17 protein-coding genes, 1 tRNA gene and 2 pseudogenes are annotated in these 15,787 nt (G+C 41.5%); 12 read left to right on the top strand and 8 right to left on the bottom strand.

The annotated features are described in order from the left end of the window. Positions 1-2 precede the first annotated feature (2 nt). From truD to RS130_RS07845, 7 genes are all read left to right on the top strand, one after another. On the top strand, positions 3-1,058 hold the full coding sequence (truD, locus tag RS130_RS07875) for a tRNA pseudouridine(13) synthase TruD (RefSeq protein WP_316025498.1): 1,056 nt from the start codon (positions 3-5) through the stop codon (positions 1,056-1,058). Then, entirely contained in the window at positions 1,055-1,801 is a 747-nt protein-coding gene (gene surE, locus RS130_RS07870) for a 5'/3'-nucleotidase SurE (protein ID WP_316025497.1), read from the top strand. The genes truD and surE overlap by 4 nt, the downstream gene beginning before the upstream one ends. A 47-nt stretch (positions 1,802-1,848) precedes the next feature. Beyond that, on the top strand, positions 1,849-2,487 hold the full coding sequence (locus tag RS130_RS07865; RefSeq protein ID WP_316025496.1) for a protein-L-isoaspartate(D-aspartate) O-methyltransferase: 639 nt from the start codon (positions 1,849-1,851) through the stop codon (positions 2,485-2,487). 105 nt (positions 2,488-2,592) lie between these two features. Beyond that, on the top strand, positions 2,593-3,429 hold the full coding sequence (locus RS130_RS07860) for a DUF368 domain-containing protein (protein WP_316025495.1): 837 nt from the start codon (positions 2,593-2,595) through the stop codon (positions 3,427-3,429). Beyond that, positions 3,429-4,250 (top strand): peptidoglycan DD-metalloendopeptidase family protein, encoded by an 822-nt coding sequence (locus RS130_RS07855; RefSeq protein ID WP_316025494.1) that lies wholly within the window; start codon positions 3,429-3,431, stop codon positions 4,248-4,250. Before RS130_RS07860 ends, RS130_RS07855 begins: the two co-directional genes overlap by 1 nt. Before the next feature lie 69 nt (positions 4,251-4,319). Continuing rightward, positions 4,320-5,303 carry an RNA polymerase sigma factor RpoS gene (rpoS, locus tag RS130_RS07850; protein WP_316025493.1) on the top strand — a complete coding sequence of 328 codons (984 nt, stop codon included), beginning with the start codon at positions 4,320-4,322 and terminating at the stop codon, positions 5,301-5,303. Between the two features lie 137 nt (positions 5,304-5,440). Beyond that, complete coding sequence (locus RS130_RS07845) at positions 5,441-5,971, top strand: hypothetical protein (protein ID WP_316025492.1); 531 nt, start codon at positions 5,441-5,443, stop codon at positions 5,969-5,971. Here the strand turns inward: RS130_RS07845 and folA are convergent. From folA to rplU, 4 genes and pseudogenes are all read right to left on the bottom strand, one after another. Next, positions 5,946-6,453 (bottom strand): annotated as a pseudogene (folA, locus tag RS130_RS07840) (type 3 dihydrofolate reductase). The gene RS130_RS07845 and the pseudogene folA overlap by 26 nt on opposite strands. 101 nt (positions 6,454-6,554) lie before the next feature. Continuing rightward, entirely contained in the window at positions 6,555-7,712 is a 1,158-nt protein-coding gene (gene cgtA, locus RS130_RS07835; protein WP_316025491.1) for an Obg family GTPase CgtA, read from the bottom strand. A 140-nt stretch (positions 7,713-7,852) separates the two neighbouring features. Then, complete coding sequence (gene rpmA, locus RS130_RS07830) at positions 7,853-8,110, bottom strand: 50S ribosomal protein L27 (protein WP_133471404.1); 258 nt, start codon at positions 8,108-8,110, stop codon at positions 7,853-7,855. 15 nt (positions 8,111-8,125) lie between these two features. Further along, complete coding sequence (rplU, locus tag RS130_RS07825) at positions 8,126-8,437, bottom strand: 50S ribosomal protein L21 (RefSeq protein WP_158966651.1); 312 nt, start codon at positions 8,435-8,437, stop codon at positions 8,126-8,128. Positions 8,438-8,688: 251 nt separating this feature from the next. Between rplU and ispB the strand changes: the two genes are divergently transcribed. From ispB to RS130_RS07810, 3 genes are all read left to right on the top strand, one after another. After that, positions 8,689-9,660 carry an octaprenyl diphosphate synthase gene (ispB, locus tag RS130_RS07820; protein ID WP_316025490.1) on the top strand — a complete coding sequence of 324 codons (972 nt, stop codon included), beginning with the start codon at positions 8,689-8,691 and terminating at the stop codon, positions 9,658-9,660. A gap of 139 nt (positions 9,661-9,799) precedes the next feature. After that, complete coding sequence (locus RS130_RS07815; RefSeq protein ID WP_316025489.1) at positions 9,800-10,054, top strand: hypothetical protein; 255 nt, start codon at positions 9,800-9,802, stop codon at positions 10,052-10,054. Between the two features lie 19 nt (positions 10,055-10,073). Then, entirely contained in the window at positions 10,074-10,436 is a 363-nt protein-coding gene (locus tag RS130_RS07810; protein WP_316025488.1) for an MOSC domain-containing protein, read from the top strand. 243 nt (positions 10,437-10,679) lie between these two features. Here RS130_RS07810 and rplI read toward each other — a convergent pair whose 3' ends face one another. The 3 genes and pseudogenes from rplI to rpsF all read right to left on the bottom strand — a co-directional run bounded on the left by rplI (position 10,680) and on the right by rpsF (position 11,792). Next, positions 10,680-11,132 carry a 50S ribosomal protein L9 gene (gene rplI, locus RS130_RS07805; protein WP_316025487.1) on the bottom strand — a complete coding sequence of 151 codons (453 nt, stop codon included), beginning with the start codon at positions 11,130-11,132 and terminating at the stop codon, positions 10,680-10,682. Positions 11,133-11,147: 15 nt separating this feature from the next. After that, positions 11,148-11,402 carry a 30S ribosomal protein S18 gene (rpsR, locus tag RS130_RS07800; RefSeq protein ID WP_316028000.1) on the bottom strand — a complete coding sequence of 85 codons (255 nt, stop codon included), beginning with the start codon at positions 11,400-11,402 and terminating at the stop codon, positions 11,148-11,150. Next, positions 11,374-11,792 (bottom strand): annotated as a pseudogene (gene rpsF, locus RS130_RS07795) (30S ribosomal protein S6). Before rpsF ends, rpsR begins: the two are co-directional and overlap by 29 nt. A gap of 1,328 nt (positions 11,793-13,120) precedes the next feature. On the opposite strand from rpsF, the gene RS130_RS07790 reads away from it, so the two are divergent. Beyond that, positions 13,121-14,005 carry an NAD(P)-dependent oxidoreductase gene (locus tag RS130_RS07790; protein ID WP_316025486.1) on the top strand — a complete coding sequence of 295 codons (885 nt, stop codon included), beginning with the start codon at positions 13,121-13,123 and terminating at the stop codon, positions 14,003-14,005. Between the two features lie 340 nt (positions 14,006-14,345). Then, positions 14,346-15,479, top strand: a complete 1,134-nt coding sequence (locus RS130_RS07785) for an AI-2E family transporter (RefSeq protein WP_316025485.1) — start codon at positions 14,346-14,348, stop codon at positions 15,477-15,479. 127 nt (positions 15,480-15,606) lie between these two features. On the opposite strand, the gene RS130_RS07780 is transcribed toward RS130_RS07785, so the two are convergent. Then, a tRNA-Arg gene (locus tag RS130_RS07780) sits at positions 15,607-15,683 on the bottom strand. Positions 15,684-15,787: the final 104 nt, after the last annotated feature.

The following is a 15,787-nucleotide window of genomic DNA, read 5'->3' as shown; positions in this document are numbered from 1 at the left end:
ACTTGTTAAATACTGACCACTGGGCTTACCAATACCCAACGCTAGCCGTTTCGGGCCAGCTGAAATCTCAAGCTGAAGATTTCCAAGTCACTGAGATTTTAGGCTATGAGCCTATTGGTGAAGGGGAACATATTTATTTGTGGGTAGAAAAAACCGGCTTAAATACCGCCTATCTTGCAGAACAAATCGCAAAATTTTGTCAGCAACCTCTGCGCAATGTCACTTACGCAGGCCGAAAAGACAAACATGCATACACTCAACAATGGTTTAGTGTTCATGTTCCTGGCAAAGCAAGTTTTGCTTGGGATTTGTTTGATGAACCAGGCGCTAAAATTCTCAAGTCTATTAGGCATAACAAAAAACTCAGAACAGGTGTATTGAAAGGAAACCGCTTTAACATCACGCTTCGTCACCTCACCTCAAACATCGGCATTGAACAACGCTTACAACAAATAAGCCAAACGGGTGTGCCCAATTATTATGGTTCTCAAAGGTTTGGGGATACCCGTTACGACCCTCGTGGTGGCAACTTAGTGTTGGCCGAAAAAATGGTACAAGGCGAAACAATAAAGAATCGTAATAAACGCTCTATGGCTATATCGGCATTGCGCTCTTGGCTGTTTAACCAAATGCTTGACAATAGGCTCAAGCAAGGGCGACTAGATAAACCTATTCGTGGTGACGTGATGCAACTTGCAGGCAGCAATAGTTTCTTTTGCTGCGATGACATAGATCCCACAACATTAGACAGGCTTAGTGAACAAGATATTTATTTGTCTGCACCGCTATGGGGAGAGGGAGAATTAGCCAGTCAATTTGATGCGCTAACCTTAGAGCGTGAAGTCGCCGAGCAATATTCCACCATCACCTCTACTCTTGCATCTTTAGGTTTAAAGCAAGAAAGAAGAGCCGTGCAGCTTTTCCCGCAGAATATGCAATGGAGCATAATAGACGATACGCTAAATATTGCCTTCTCGTTACCCTCAGGTACTTTTGCAACTTCCGTGTTAAGAGAAGTACTGGACACATACCAACATAGGGAAACAGTCCAATTGTGAATATTCTATTAAGCAACGACGACGGAGTATTTGCTAAGGGGTTATCGGCCTTATACTATCAACTTAGTCAGCAGCATCAGGTAACCGTCATTGCCCCAGATCGAAATTGCAGTGCCTCTAGTAATGCATTGTCAATTCAAACGCCCCTGAGAGTGCAACAAATGGACAATGGTTTTTACGCCGTTAATGGCACCCCATCTGACTGCGTACATTTAGGCATTAATCAATTATTAACGCGACCACCAGAATTGGTGGTATCTGGGATTAATCACGGTGCGAATTTAGGCGATGATGTCATATATTCAGGAACAGTTGCCGCGGCCACAGAAGGTAGACACATGGGATTGCCTGCTATTGCAGTATCCCTTGCCGGTAGAAACCCAACACATTTTTGCAGCGCAGCAAAATGCGTTACTGATATCATTAACTTACTGGTTGAACATCCATTACCGGCCGACCAAATTTTGAATGTCAACGTACCTGATTTAGCACACGATCAAATACAAGGCATCCAAGCCACCCGTCAAGGTAAGCGTCATCAGGCCGAGAATATGACTAAAGCACAAGATCCGACAGGTAAAGATATTTATTGGTATGGAGGGGTGGGACCAGAGCTAGACGCAGGAAAAGGTACTGATTTTCACGCAATAGCCCATGGGTATTGCTCGGTAACTCCTTTATCAATAGATATGACGGCTTATGATAGCCTCAAAGCATTATCCCAATGGATAAAAAATATTTAAAAATAAGAAGTCGCGCTTAGTAGCACTAAATACGGAACGTCAATAACATGAGAAATACCTTACGAAAAGGTGAAACCCTTGCCCAACTATTACACACAGAAGGCATTAAGAACACGCAAGTGTTAGCTGCCATAGCTAACATTCCAAGAGAGTTTTTTCTGCCTGACGCTTTGCGACACAAAGCCTATCAAAATACGGCCCTTCCCATAGGTCAAGGTCAAACCATTTCGCAACCCTACATCGTTGCTCGCATGACAGAGTTATTGTTAGAGTCGGAAAACGAGCCTCAGTCTATATTAGAAATAGGCACGGGCTCAGGTTATCAAACGGCAGTCTTAGCGCAACTATTTGCCAACGTTTATTCTGTAGAGAGGATCAAAACCCTACAATTTCAAGCCAAACGTCGTATGAATCAATTGGATTTACACAATGTGAAAATGAAACACGGCGATGGCTGGCAAGGCTGGTCTAGTAAAGGTCCTTACGATGCCATTATTGTCACCGCAGCAGCGAGCTCTATGCCAGAAAAACTCTATCAACAATTAAACGACGGTGGTCGATTGATTATACCCGTTGGTGAGTCAACTCAACAACTACACTGCATCACCCGCAAAGGCGATGAATTTGAGTCCAAAATAATTGAAGCCGTAAGGTTTGTTCCTTTAGTGGCAGGAGACATCATTTGAAAACCCTAAGAAATAAAGCTGGCTACGTTGGCTTAGCCGCTCGTGGCGTGTTAATGGGAGCTGCCGACGCAGTTCCTGAGCGTATCGGGTGGTACCATTGCTTTTATGACAGGAATATACGAAGAACTTATAGGCTCATTGAAACAATGTGGCCCTTCAGCTTTAAAAGTACTGTTTTCTCAAGGGATAGCCGCTACATGGCAACACATAAACGGTAATTTTTTGCTGACCTTATTTACCGGCATTGTATTGAGTATATTGACAATTTCCAGAGTCGTTTTATTTTTATTGGCAGAATACCCGGTGCTCTTATGGTCGTTCTTTTTTGGCTTAATATTAGCCGCTGTTTGGTCTCTCATCAGACATATCCCCAAATGGGATATAGGACTAGTATTAACCTTTTCTATAGGTACTTTAGCCGCGTTTTATATTACCACTATCAGCCCAACCACCATTGAATCGACTCCTTTCATTGTATTTATCTCTGGCATGATCGCAATATGTGCCATGATATTACCCGGTATTTCAGGTAGCTTTCTATTGTTATTGCTTGGCATGTACGCTCCGATGCTCAGTGCTGTCAAAGATTTTCAAGTAGTCACACTCGGTATATTTGCTTTAGGTTGCGTTACCGGCTTGTTAAGCTTTTCACATGTCCTTAGCTGGATGTTTAAGCACTACAAAACCTTAACGTTGGCTCTTCTGGGTGGGTTTATGCTTGGCTCATTGAATAAAGTGTGGCCATGGAAACACACCATAGAATCAGTAATAGATCGCCATGGTAAGGAAATCCCTTTAGTTCAAGATAATGTTCTGCCTCAACAATTTGAAATACTAACAAGCCAGCCAGCTTACCTTTTGCCTTCAATAGGCTTAGCCATCTTGGGGCTATTGATGGTAGGTTTACTTGAAAATATGGGACCAAAAGCGAAACAAACTTGATGTTAAAATGGTTTAAATCAGTTCGTTTACACAGCGGAAGCATCTTAATCTTCTGCCTTGGCTTGCTTGCATCTAGTTGCACCAATCGCTCTCAACCCGCGCCTGTAATAGAACTTTATCAAGGTAAAACCTACATTGATTTTCAAGCTGAACACCCAAAACCGACAAAATATGTGGTAAATAAAGGCGACACTTTATTTTCGATAGCTTGGTACTCAGGCAAAGATTACCAAGAGTTGGCTAAATTAAATGGCATTAAAAAGCCTTATAACATCTATCCTGATCAAACAATTTATTTTCAAAAAACGGCTCGTTCACGGGTCCAAAAACCACCTCAAAAAGTCCGTAAGAAAGCGGTTGACCTGCCTAAAAAGCAGGCGTATGGTGAAAGTGAAGACAATGTTAACAGCGATTCAACTGAATCCTCTGTCGGCAAATTTCCTAACCAAGTAAAGTTGTGGGGTTGGCCTACGTCAAAACCAGTTTCTGAAGGTTTCTCTGCCAAAGAAAATGGAAACAAAGGCTTGGACTTTTCAGGAAAATTAGGTGAACCAATTTTGGCTGCCGCTGATGGAAAAGTTGTCTACACGGGCAAAGCATTACGTGGGTTTGGTAACCTTATTATTATTAAACATTCTGAAGCTTATTTATCAGCTTATGCGCATAATAGTCAGTTACTAGTAAAAGAACAGCAATGGGTCAAGCGAGGCCAGCATATTGCTAATATGGGTAGTAGTGGGACCGATAAGGTTAAACTTCATTTTGAAGTCAGGTACAAAGGTAAGTCGATTAATCCTTTGAATTACCTACCCAAGCGATAATAACAATAAATTATAAAATACGAATTAGGAGAAGTTAAAAAAACAACGACAGTTAAGGAGTCATATATTATGAGTCAAGAAAAAACAGTTGAAGTAGAAATTAATCCGTTCGCCGACATTGAAGCAGCCGTTGAGCAAGAACTTGCTAAAACAGAAAAGTCTGATAGTGAACAGCTAGAAGAGATATTATCGTCCTCAGAAGGTAACAAAAAGAATCTCGACGCCACCCAATTGTATTTAGGTGAAATAGGATTTTCTCCCTTACTCTCCGCGGAAGAAGAAGTTTACTTTTCCCGTAGAGCATTGAAAGGTGACGAAGCCTCACGCAAACGCATGATCGTAAGCAATTTACGATTAGTTGTTAAGATAGCCAGACGTTACAACAATCGTGGTTTGGCATTGTTAGATTTAGTTGAAGAAGGCAACCTTGGTTTAATTAGAGCGGTAGAAAAATTTGATCCTGAAAGAGGGTTTCGCTTTTCTACTTATGCCACTTGGTGGATCAGGCAAACCATCGAACGAGCGATAATGAATCAAACTCGCACCATACGCTTACCTATTCATGTAGTTAAAGAATTAAACGTATATCTACGAGCGGCAAGAGATCTAGCCCAGCAACTAGATCATGAGCCTACAGCTGAAGAAATCGCTGAAGCCCTCGATAGACCTGTTGCTGATGTGTCTAAAATGTTACGTCTAAATGAAAGAATCACTTCGGTTGACACCCCAATAAGTGGTGACAATGACAAAGCTCTATTAGATGTCATCGCTGACCAAAAAGGTCATGGGCCAGAAGAAGAGTTACAAGATTCAGACATCAAAACAAGCATTCTTAGTTGGTTAGAAGACTTAAACCCTAAGCAAAGAGAAGTATTGGCAAGGCGTTTTGGTTTATTGGGTTATGAGCCTTCTACCCTAGAAAGAGTGGGCGCTGAAATTGGTTTAACACGAGAGCGTGTTCGCCAAATTCAAGTAGAAGCCCTACGCAGACTGAGAGACATGTTAGGCCACAAGGGATTAAACCTAGAGGCTATTTTCAACAAATTAACATAGCCATTACAATGAAGTAGTTTAGTCTATTGTTCATTGATAATTTAAAAGCCTCTTCGGAGGCTTTTTTATAAAGTCATTCAGGTTTTTTCTAAATCACGATAATATCCATCCATTGTCGGAAAATTTAGTGAAACCTTATGTCTCCTTCCACCATCAGATTAACAATATCCGCCGTCGTATCTTTCGCTTTTTATTTCGCTTGGTCTTATTGGGCCAATAGCATGGCGACCAATGACCAAGAATTGGTATTACGCTCCGCGTTAGTGCAAGGCTCTTTAAGCGCAACAGTCACGCTGTTATTTACCTATATTCTAGAAAAATCAGTCGCTAAATTTGGTAAAAACAGTTTTTCACTTATATTTATCGTCCCCATTATTTGCACTGTGCATTCAAAAACCACGCAAAATATTGCGATTTTTAAAACCTTTAAAAATGCGCTAGATAACTCAGCTAGTTATTTGAATAACAATGCTCTACCTGGCTCTTTATTTGCCCCTATTTTACCAATACTTATGCAAGGTAGTATTGCTATTGGTGTCAATGTGTTGAACCACACACCTAACCTATGGTTAACAGTTACACCGAGCATTTTAATTACTGCTATTTATGGTTATGCGTATACATTTACGTTACTAAAAAAACCTAATCAGCCCGTTTCTGCAGAGTAACGAACTTGTAAGCAAGAGGATTATCTTGGTCAGCAATAAATGCTTCACTTTCGAGTTCTTGCCATTGATAGTCAGCATTGAAATCTGGAAATTCAGTGTCGCCTTCAACATCTAAATCGATTTGAGTTAGGTACAACCTGTGACAAAAAGACAAAAAATGCTGATAGATCGTACCACCACCAATAATCATCACTTCTTGTGCATTTTTGTCTCGTGTAGATAGGTGTTCATTTGCAAGTTGCAATGCTTGGTCGCAACTGCCAACTACTGTTGCGTCTTCGAGCACGTAACTCGGGTTGCTGCTAATCACAATATTTAAACGACCAAGGTAACGCCCTACCTATAGATTCATAAGTTTTACGACCCATAATAATGGGTTTACCTAAGGTTGTTCTCTTAAAGTGTTTTAGATCAGCGGGCAAATGCCAAGGCATAGCGTTATTGGCACCGATGACGCGATTATTCGCCATAGCAGCAATCATTGATATGAGCATATTTACGGTTCTTTTGGTTGGGTAAGAGCTGAATGAAAAGAAACTAGTATATAAAAAAAAGCCAGAAATGAATTTCTGGCTACTGTAATTTATTCTTTGGTATAAACCACTTCGAAGCCGTCGTCTTCATCAAAATCATCGTCGTCTTCATCGTCATAGGCATCCTCAATAGCATCTTGGTGGTAAGTATCCCACTTAAAGCCTGAGTCCTGCTCTTCATCTGGCAATTCAATTTCTTCTGGTAATTGCTCAATGAAGTCCATCGCTTTTAGACAAAGTTCTTGCGTGCCTAATTTTTGGAAGGCTGATATTTTATAGTATTCATCATCCCACTCCAGCTCAGCAGCAATTTTTTTGCATAGCTCATCTGCTTCATCTTCAAACATCAAATCGACTTTGTTAAATACTAGCCAACGAGGTTTAGAAGCTAGCTTGGGACTATATTTTTCTAGTTCAGAAATAATGGCTCGGGCATTGTCAACAGGATCAGAACCATCTGCCGGCATGAGATCGACCAAATGTATAAGTACACGACAGCGCTCTAGATGCTTTAAAAACTGCACACCTAATCCGGCCCCATCAGCAGCCCCTTCAATTAGGCCAGTAATATCCGCCACAACAAAACTGCGCATGGCATCTAAACGAACTACACCCAAATTGGGAACTAAAGTGGTAAACGGATAATCAGCCACTTTGGGCTTAGCCGCAGATACACTGCGAATAAACGTAGACTTACCTGCATTCGGCATACCCAACATCCCCACATCGGCTAACAACATTAGCTCTAATTTGAGGTTGCGAATTTCTCCAGGCGTACCATTCGTTTTTTGCCTAGGCGCACGGTTAGTACTCGTTTTAAACCGAGCGTTGCCTAATCCGTGGTAGCCTCCTTGGCCAACTTTCATACGCTGTGTATGTTTCGTTAAATCACCGAGTAATTCACCAGTATCTATGTCCGTCGCTCGCGTACCGACTGGTACTTTGATCTCTAAGTCAGCACCACCGCGCCCTGTACAGTTCGCACTTTGGCCATTTTTACCACGCTCTGCACGGTGAAAACGCTCAAAACGATAATCAATCAAGGTATTTAAGTTTTCGTCTGCAACTAAGTAAACGCTGCCGCCATCGCCGCCATCTCCACCATCGGGTCCACCATCAGGTACATATTTTTCACGACGAAAACCAACAACACCATTACCACCGTCACCCGCTTCGATACGGATCTCAGCTTCATCTACAAATTTCATGACTTACTAACACCTTGAATAAAACTTAATTTTACCGAGTATAGTCTGCTAGTACTAAAAATTGCAGTGCAGACTATTTTTGGGACTTAAACAAAAAAGCCCCGCATAAAGCGGGGCTTCTAAAATATCTTTTTCGTTAATTATTCAGCAACGATGCTTACAAATTTACGATTTTTAGGACCTTTTACTTCGAATTGCACTTTGCCATCAGACAATGCAAATAAAGTATGATCTTTACCAATACCCATATTGTTACCGGCGTGGAATTTAGTACCACGTTGACGAACAATAATGTTACCAGCTAGAACTGACTCACCACCGTAACGCTTAACACCTAGGCGTTTACTTTCTGAATCACGGCCGTTGTTAGTACTACCACCAGCTTTTTTATGTGCCATTTGTATATACTCCTATTAAGCGCTAATACCAGTGATTTTCACTTCCGTGAACCACTGACGGTGACCCATTTGGGTACGTGAATGCTTACGACGACGGAACTTAACGATTTTAACTTTATCGCCACGTCCATGAGTTACAACTTCAGCTGTAACCTTTCCACCACTAACAAATGGTGTACCAATTTTAATATCGTCACCATTGCTCACCATTAAGATGTCACCGAATTCTACAGACTCACCAGGAGCCACTTCGATTTTTTCTAGGCGAACGGTTTGGCCTTCAGCCACACGGTGTTGTTTGCCACCACTTTGGAAAACCGCGTACATAATAAAACTCCGCTCTGCGTCACTTGACGCTTATATTCAAAAACAGGGCGCGAATTGTACGTGAACGGATACCCCCAAGCAAGATCATTTTTCAATTAATTTGGTTAAATATCAGACGTTTTAATTTAACCGCGATTTTTCCTACTATTTACGGGCTCTGAGACTGGATACCCAGATAGAAATCTGTAAAATCCGTGACCATAAAATGTTAAATAAACATGCAATTTTAATAAAGGCCTAATGACTGAAGTATGAAACTTGAAACTATCAACCACCTAGCCCATGACGATATGATGGCAGTTAATGAGTTAATTCAAAATCAAGTCAGTTCAGACGTCGCCCTCATCAACCAATTAGGCTTTTATATTGTCAACAGTGGTGGTAAGCGTTTAAGACCGTTATTAACCGTTCTAGCGGCCCGTGCAGTGGATATAAAGACTAATCAGCATCACACCTTGGCGGCCATAATAGAATTTATACACACAGCCACGTTATTGCATGATGACGTTGTTGATGAGTCCACCATGCGCCGAGGAAAAGAAACAGCCAACGCAGTCTTTGGTAATCAAGCTAGTGTATTGGTTGGCGACTTTTTATATACCCGCTCGTTTCAAATGATGGTGAGCTTAAATAAAATGCGAGTAATGGAAATACTTTCAGATGCAACTAACGTCATCGCCGAAGGAGAAGTATTACAGTTGATGAATTGCAACGATCCAAGCACCAGCGAAGAAAGTTACATGCAAGTCATTTACAGTAAGACCGCTCGACTTTTTGAAGCAGCCACACTGTTAGCAGCCATTTTAACCGAGCAATCTCCGCAAATTGAACAAGCCATGCAAGATTATGGAAAATACTTAGGCACCGCATTTCAATTAGTCGACGACATTTTAGATTACGCTGCCGATCCTGAAGAAATGGGTAAAAATGTTGGTGATGATTTAGCCGAAGGCAAACCCACTTTACCTCTACTATACGCCATGTGGCACGGTACATCAGAACAACAAGCGCAAATTAAACAAGCAATAGAATCTGGTGATGGTATGCAATATTTTGCAGACATCATGACAGCGATGCAACAAACGGGTGCGTTGGACTACACCAAACAACAAGCCATTAATGCATCACAAAAAGCCATACAAGCGCTACAATCCATACCTGATTCTGAATACAAACAAGCACTAATCGGACTTGCACATATCGCGGTAGAAAGAGCCGCTTAGAATAGAAAATATTATACTGTTAAATTATCTAATCTAAGTGTCAAGATTAGAGTATTTTCCATTCATCGTACACACATCAGTAAGATGACAAATACCTAAGACTTGCTGGCTAAAAAAACAGTTTACTAATGGGTACAACATGAAGATCATTGGTTTATATCAAGCAAAAGTCCAAAGAATTGGCCCTAAGTATGAACGGACTGGCATTTATAAACATTCAGTCGAACACGCGACTATCAATGAATTAGGCATACTAGGTGATGTGCAAGTTGACAAACGTTATCACGGCGGACTTGAACGCGCGTTGCATCAGTATGCTCATAAGAGCTATGAGCAGATAATTAAAGCCTATCCCCTCCTCCACCAAACAGCGCGTCCTGGCTTCTATGGGTGAAAACCTCAGCGTTGCTAGCATGCATGAACAAAACGTATGCATTGGCGATATTTATCAAATAGGCGAATGCCGAATTCAAGTATCCGGCCCTCGTATGCCTTGCTTCAAAATCGCTGAGAAATTCAAAACCCCTAAGCTAGATAAGTTTGTGGCAAAACACGCCATACATGGTTGGTATTACCGAGTCCTGACGACGGGTACGCTACAGCTAAATGACACTGTTGAGCTAATCGAACGACCCAATCCAATCATAAGCATTGCTAAGTTTCTTGAGGTTGTACAAGGCAAAGAGACGGAGCAAGCCTTGGTTTTACAGTGTATCGAAGCTCAAGACCTAGATCCTGAATGGCGTGAACGCTTGGTACGCGAACACTCATACTAGCTCCATCAATGAGAGAAATAAAACAACCTAAATCCTGGAAAAGCCAAGCCTCTCGATAACACTCTTTTACTGTCTAGCGATGTTGGATTGTTTAGCTTAAACGATACTTCTTATCCAGAACTCAGGTTAAAAAAGAGTGAGATTCACACTAAAGCCGAATAAGCACTTTTGACTTAAAAACAAAAACGCCGTATCTGTTACCAGACACGGCGTTTATACACTAAATATCAAATGGCTTAAAAATTAAGCTTCTTGAATGATGATTAGTTTGATAGTTGTTGTTACATCTGAGTGTACTTGTAAATCGATTTCGAATTCACCCGTTTCACGTAAAGTACCAGTAGGTAATTTAACTTCAGATTTAACCACTTCAACGCCAGCAGCAGTAATTGCATCAGCAATGTCGCGAGTACCGACAGAACCAAACAATTTACCTTCATCACCAGCTGGAGAAGCGATAGTCACTTCAGCCAACTCAGCGATTTTCTCTGCTCGAGCTTGCGCTGCAGCTAGGCCTTCAGCAATTTTTGCTTCTAGCTCAGCACGACGTGCTTCAAACTTTTCAACGTTTACTTTAGTAGCTGGAACTGCTTTTCCTTGTGGGAACAAGAAGTTACGAGCATAACCTGATTTTACAGTGACAGTGTCACCCAAGCCGCCTAGGTTAGCGATCTTGTCTAATAATATGATTTCCATCTTTGCTACCTACGATTACTTGTGAGAATCAGTATATGGAAGCAATGCCAAGAAGCGCGCGCGCTTGATAGCAGTTGACAACTGACGCTGATATTTAGCGCTAGTTCCAGTGATACGGCTAGGTACAATTTTACCACTTTCAGTGATGTAATTTTTCAACATTGCGATGTCTTTGTAATCTATCTCAGCAACACCTTCAGCAGAAAAACGACAGAACTTACGACGTCTAAAAAACGAGCCATTATTCGTCTCCTTCTTGTGCGTCTGCAGCTTCAGCTGGTGCTTCTTTAACAGGAGCAGCGGCTGGCTTGTCATATGATTTTTCTTCACGTTTTTCACGACGTTCTTCTTTAGCCATTGGAGACTGTTCAGTCACAGCAGCTTTAGTACGCATAACAAGGTTACGCAAAACAACATCATTAAAACGGAAAGCAGTTTCTAGCTCTTCAACAGCTTCAGCAGTCGCTTCAGCGTTAACAAGAACATAGTGGGCTTTATGAAGTTTATCGATTGGGTAAGCCAATTGACGACGGCCCCAATCTTCCAAGCGGTGGATAGTGCCGCCATCTTGGGTAAGAATTCCGGTATAACGCTCGATCATACCTCAACTTGTTCACTCTGGTCAGGGTGAACCATGAATACGATTTCGTAATGACGCATCATATTGCTCCTCACGGTTGTAGTCTCGACAGCACAGTCAAACTGTATAGAGACAAGGAACTAAAGTTAGTGACTGTTTTAAGCGGCGCGGATTGTATATAATCTATGCGCTAACTACAAGGTTTATTTGTTGTTTTACCAGATAAGAGCATGTGCTTCGCACAAGGAGCATTGACTTCGTTCAGCGCAATCCTTTGTTTTTTTTGATAAAGCCTCCCAGCTTCACCCGTGACTTCTCTTTAAACGGCAAAATAGGTAACCAAGAAAGTCTTTGCTCCAGACTCATTCCTCATCCATCGAATAATTGTCTTTAATTTAATGCCGAAACCGCCCTAAGGCGCTCCCAGCGATAAGAGATTGCCTTACCCGGATGCACCTATTTGGGCATTCAACAAGCCAATTATTTAATGGGGATTTGTAGTTGTGGAATGTCAACAGCATAGCTTCAACATAACTAAAAATTCTACGTTTTTACCTTTGTCATTCCGCTAGTTCTTGCTAACAACATGCAGGGATGACATAGGAGTGTCATGGGGTGTTTATCCCACTCTCGTCATTCCGTCCCGGCTACCTGTCACTCCGGAGCTCCCATTTCTGTCATTCCGGTACTGTTTTAAGCCCTCGTCATTCCGGTACTGTTTTGAGCCCTCGTCATTCCGGTAGTGTTTTGAGCCGGAATCGGTTTGGTTTTGGCTGTTGTCATGAATGTCACTTATTCAGCATTGTGGATCCCTGCTAACAACATGCAGGGATGACATAGGAGTGTCATGGGGTGTTTATCCCACTCTCGTCATTCCGTCCCGGCTACCTGTCACTCCGGAGCTCCCATTTCTGTCATTCCGGTACTGTTTTAAGCCCTCGTCATTCCGGTACTGTTTTGAGCCCTCGTCATTCCGGTAGTGTTTTGAGCCGGAATCGGTTTGGTTTTGGCTGTTGTCATGAATGTCACTTATTCAGCATTGTGGATCCCTGCTAACAACATGCAGGGATGACATAGGAGTGTCATGGGGTGTTTATCCCACTCTCGTCATTCCGTCCAGGCTACCTGTTACTCTGGTGCTCCCATTTCTGTCATTCCGGTAGAAGTACCTTATTAAGATACCTTATTAAGACACCCATCTTAATTATCTTGATCATCTACGTTGGTGTGTTGGTTTTATCTCAGCTGTTTATCCATTTTATTGTTCGCTTGGTTTTCACATAATTTAGTCATGCTCTTCGCCGCGAAATGATTGGCGAGTGGATATAATTTTTTGTTACCCTAATTGAAGGTAGAGCAAGCAGTGGCACATTTTATTGGTGTCTACTGTGATAAATTTGGATATTAAATGAAAAATACAAAAGTTGGATTTATTGGTTTAGGCCTTATGGGCGCAGCTATGGTTGACCGCTTAATATCACTTGGATATGAGGTAACCGTACTGGGTAATCGAACTCGTACTCCTATTGATGCCGCGCTAGCAAAAGGGGCTAAAGAAGCAGAATCGGCCAAAGCACTAAGCCAAGTGTCGGATATTATCATGCTTTGTATGGATACTTCAGCGTCAGTAGAGTCACGTGTTTATGGTAATGAAGGTGTGATATCGGGTTTAAGTGCTGGCAAGGTGGTTATCGATTTCGGTACGTCATTGCCTAGCTCAACGAAAGCGATAGGGGCTAAGGTGAATAAACTCGGGGCGTATTATCTTGACGGTCCCTTAGGCAGAACACCATCTCATGCAATTGAAGGTAAGCTAAACATTATGGCTTCTGGTGACGAAACTGGTTTTGGCATCGCCAAACCCGTATTAGAGGATTTATCTGAAAATCTCTTTTATTTAGGCTCTCTAGGCTCAGGCCATACCATAAAACTAATCAATAACTTCTTTGCGATGACCACTGCCTCTGCCATGTCTGAAGCATTTGTAATGGCCGACAAAGCGGGTGTAGACCGCCAGACCCTTTATAACGTCATGTCAGCCGGTCCATTACATTCGGCAATGATGGATTTTGTTAAAAGTTTCGCTATTGAAAACAATCCAAAAGATCTCGCTTTTAGTATTAAGAATGCCGCTAAAGATGTTGGGTATTATACCCAAATGGCAGAAGATCTAGGTATCGACAGTATAATGTCTAAGTCAGCAAATAATACTCTAACACAAGCAGTAGAGCAGGGTTATTCGGAGAATATGGTGCCAGAATTGGTGTCTTTCTTTGAGAAGAAATTTAAGTAACTTGTGTAACCCAGTAATAGGTGTGACTTTGAGTAAACATGGCTAGAATATTTCCGGCCATGTATTACTTTTCCCTACTTTATATCCACCACTACGCTTTATGCATAGAAATGATCAAAACAGTTGGTTAAATTGTCCATCGGTGCTGACGTCAATGTGTTACAAAAAACGCATAAAGTGTTGAGTTATACCAATCCACATTCCAACGCCTTGTTTAAATAATCACAAGAGGTATTCTGAAAGATCGCCTGACAATACGAATTGGCATTAAATAACTGTACTTTAAAATAAACATCACTCAAGGTAGCCCAACTAAGTTGGGAAAATAGACGGGATTTACATGGATACAGGGCAAAGCACCAGCAACCAAATTAACAATACATCAAAACTAAAAGGTGTCTATTGCAGCAATTGGCTCTTGCTCTTAGCAATCATTTATACCCTGTACTTTGCTCAATCACTAATTATTCCCTTGGTACTAGCCATATTGATTGCTTTATTGTTGAACCCTTTGGTTACAAACCTAAGCAAAATGCATATTCCCCGAGCCATTTCTTCAGTGGTTTTGTTAGCCATGCTGACCACACCATTTACCATCATTGGCGTGGAATTAATTGAACCAGCGCAAAAATGGGCAAAGCTTATCCCTAAACTGTCAGTGCATGTGAATGAACAAGTAGAGTCAATTAGTGGCGCATTTGAGGAGGAAGTAAAAGAAACTCAAAAACTCGATTCTAGTTGGTTTAATTGGTTTTCGAGAAGTAACGCACCTAAACCTAAGCAGAAACCTGCCAACCTCGTAACAGAACGTATAAAGCAGGGCGGGATGGAATTAGTCATAGATACCCTAGGTGCCACTCCTATTTTCTTTGCACAATTGTTAGGTAGTGCCATATTAATACTATTTTTACTCATTTTTGGCCCTAGTTTATTTGCAGCCTTTGTCAAAGAATTGGCCTTGAAAGAGCAACGCGAAAAAGCAATTCACTTAGTTGAAGTGACGCAAAAACAGCTCTCAACTTATATCATTACTGCAAGCCTCATCAACTTAGGATTAGGCTTAAGTACCGCCATCGCCCTTTATTTTATCGGCTTAGAAGATGCGTTATTGTGGGGGGTGATAGTGGCAGTACTTAACTTTATTCCCTACATTGGCTCGGTAATTGGAGTGGTTATTTTATCAATGGCAGGTATGGTCCACTTTGGCGTGACACTATCTGCATTCATACCAGTTGCCGCTTATTTGTTGTTAAACATAATTGAATCGCAAGTTATCACTCCCACTGCCATGGGTAAGAAGATGTTGATCAATCCTCTGGTTATTATGTTGTGGTTGTTGGTTTGTGGCTGGTTATGGGGATTGGCTGGCGTACTACTTTCAGTGCCCCTACTCGTCTGCATTAAATTAGTGTTATCAGAATTAGGCATTTGGACAAACTGGCTGAGGGTAATTGAAGCAGGGAAACAAAACTAATACCAACGCCGATAGATGTGCGCTCAGCGATAATGTTCCAGTGGATTTTGCAGGTCCACTTAAAACCAAAATTCAATGATTTAGTTAACCCTTATTAGATTAATGACAACGAATAGTGCAAGGAATTTGGTGCGCCCAGAGAGATTCGAACTCCCGACCAACTGGTTCGAAGCCAGTTACTCTATCCAGCTGAGCTATAGGCGCAATGTAGATAAGCGAAGGATGTTATCACAGCTTAAGCAAGGTGCATTACCAAAATTAACAAAAAATGACGAAAAAACCTGTAATTTTTTTCAATCGGTTATTAT

It is taken from the genome of Paraglaciecola aquimarina, assembly GCF_032464635.1.
In the GTDB taxonomy this organism is placed as follows: Bacteria; Pseudomonadota; Gammaproteobacteria; order Enterobacterales; family Alteromonadaceae; genus Paraglaciecola; species Paraglaciecola aquimarina.
The sequence above is the reverse complement of the archived record's forward strand: the minus strand, read 5'-3'. Positions and strand labels throughout refer to the sequence as shown.

Coding starts and splice junctions, on each gene's coding strand:
- RS130_RS07865 (WP_316025496.1), top strand. CDS start 1,849: ATGAGAAATACCTTACGAAAAGGTGAAACCCTTGCCCAACTATTACAC.
- RS130_RS07860 (WP_316025495.1), top strand. CDS start 2,593: ATGACAGGAATATACGAAGAACTTATAGGCTCATTGAAACAATGTGGC.
- RS130_RS07855 (WP_316025494.1), top strand. CDS start 3,429: ATGTTAAAATGGTTTAAATCAGTTCGTTTACACAGCGGAAGCATCTTA.
- rpoS (WP_316025493.1), top strand. CDS start 4,320: ATGAGTCAAGAAAAAACAGTTGAAGTAGAAATTAATCCGTTCGCCGAC.
- RS130_RS07845 (WP_316025492.1), top strand. CDS start 5,441: ATGTCTCCTTCCACCATCAGATTAACAATATCCGCCGTCGTATCTTTC.
- cgtA (WP_316025491.1), bottom strand. CDS start 7,712: ATGAAATTTGTAGATGAAGCTGAGATCCGTATCGAAGCGGGTGACGGT.
- rpmA (WP_133471404.1), bottom strand. CDS start 8,110: ATGGCACATAAAAAAGCTGGTGGTAGTACTAACAACGGCCGTGATTCA.
- rplU (WP_158966651.1), bottom strand. CDS start 8,437: ATGTACGCGGTTTTCCAAAGTGGTGGCAAACAACACCGTGTGGCTGAA.
- ispB (WP_316025490.1), top strand. CDS start 8,689: ATGAAACTTGAAACTATCAACCACCTAGCCCATGACGATATGATGGCA.
- RS130_RS07815 (WP_316025489.1), top strand. CDS start 9,800: ATGAAGATCATTGGTTTATATCAAGCAAAAGTCCAAAGAATTGGCCCT.
- RS130_RS07810 (WP_316025488.1), top strand. CDS start 10,074: ATGCATGAACAAAACGTATGCATTGGCGATATTTATCAAATAGGCGAA.
- rplI (WP_316025487.1), bottom strand. CDS start 11,132: ATGGAAATCATATTATTAGACAAGATCGCTAACCTAGGCGGCTTGGGT.
- RS130_RS07790 (WP_316025486.1), top strand. CDS start 13,121: ATGAAAAATACAAAAGTTGGATTTATTGGTTTAGGCCTTATGGGCGCA.
- RS130_RS07785 (WP_316025485.1), top strand. CDS start 14,346: ATGGATACAGGGCAAAGCACCAGCAACCAAATTAACAATACATCAAAA.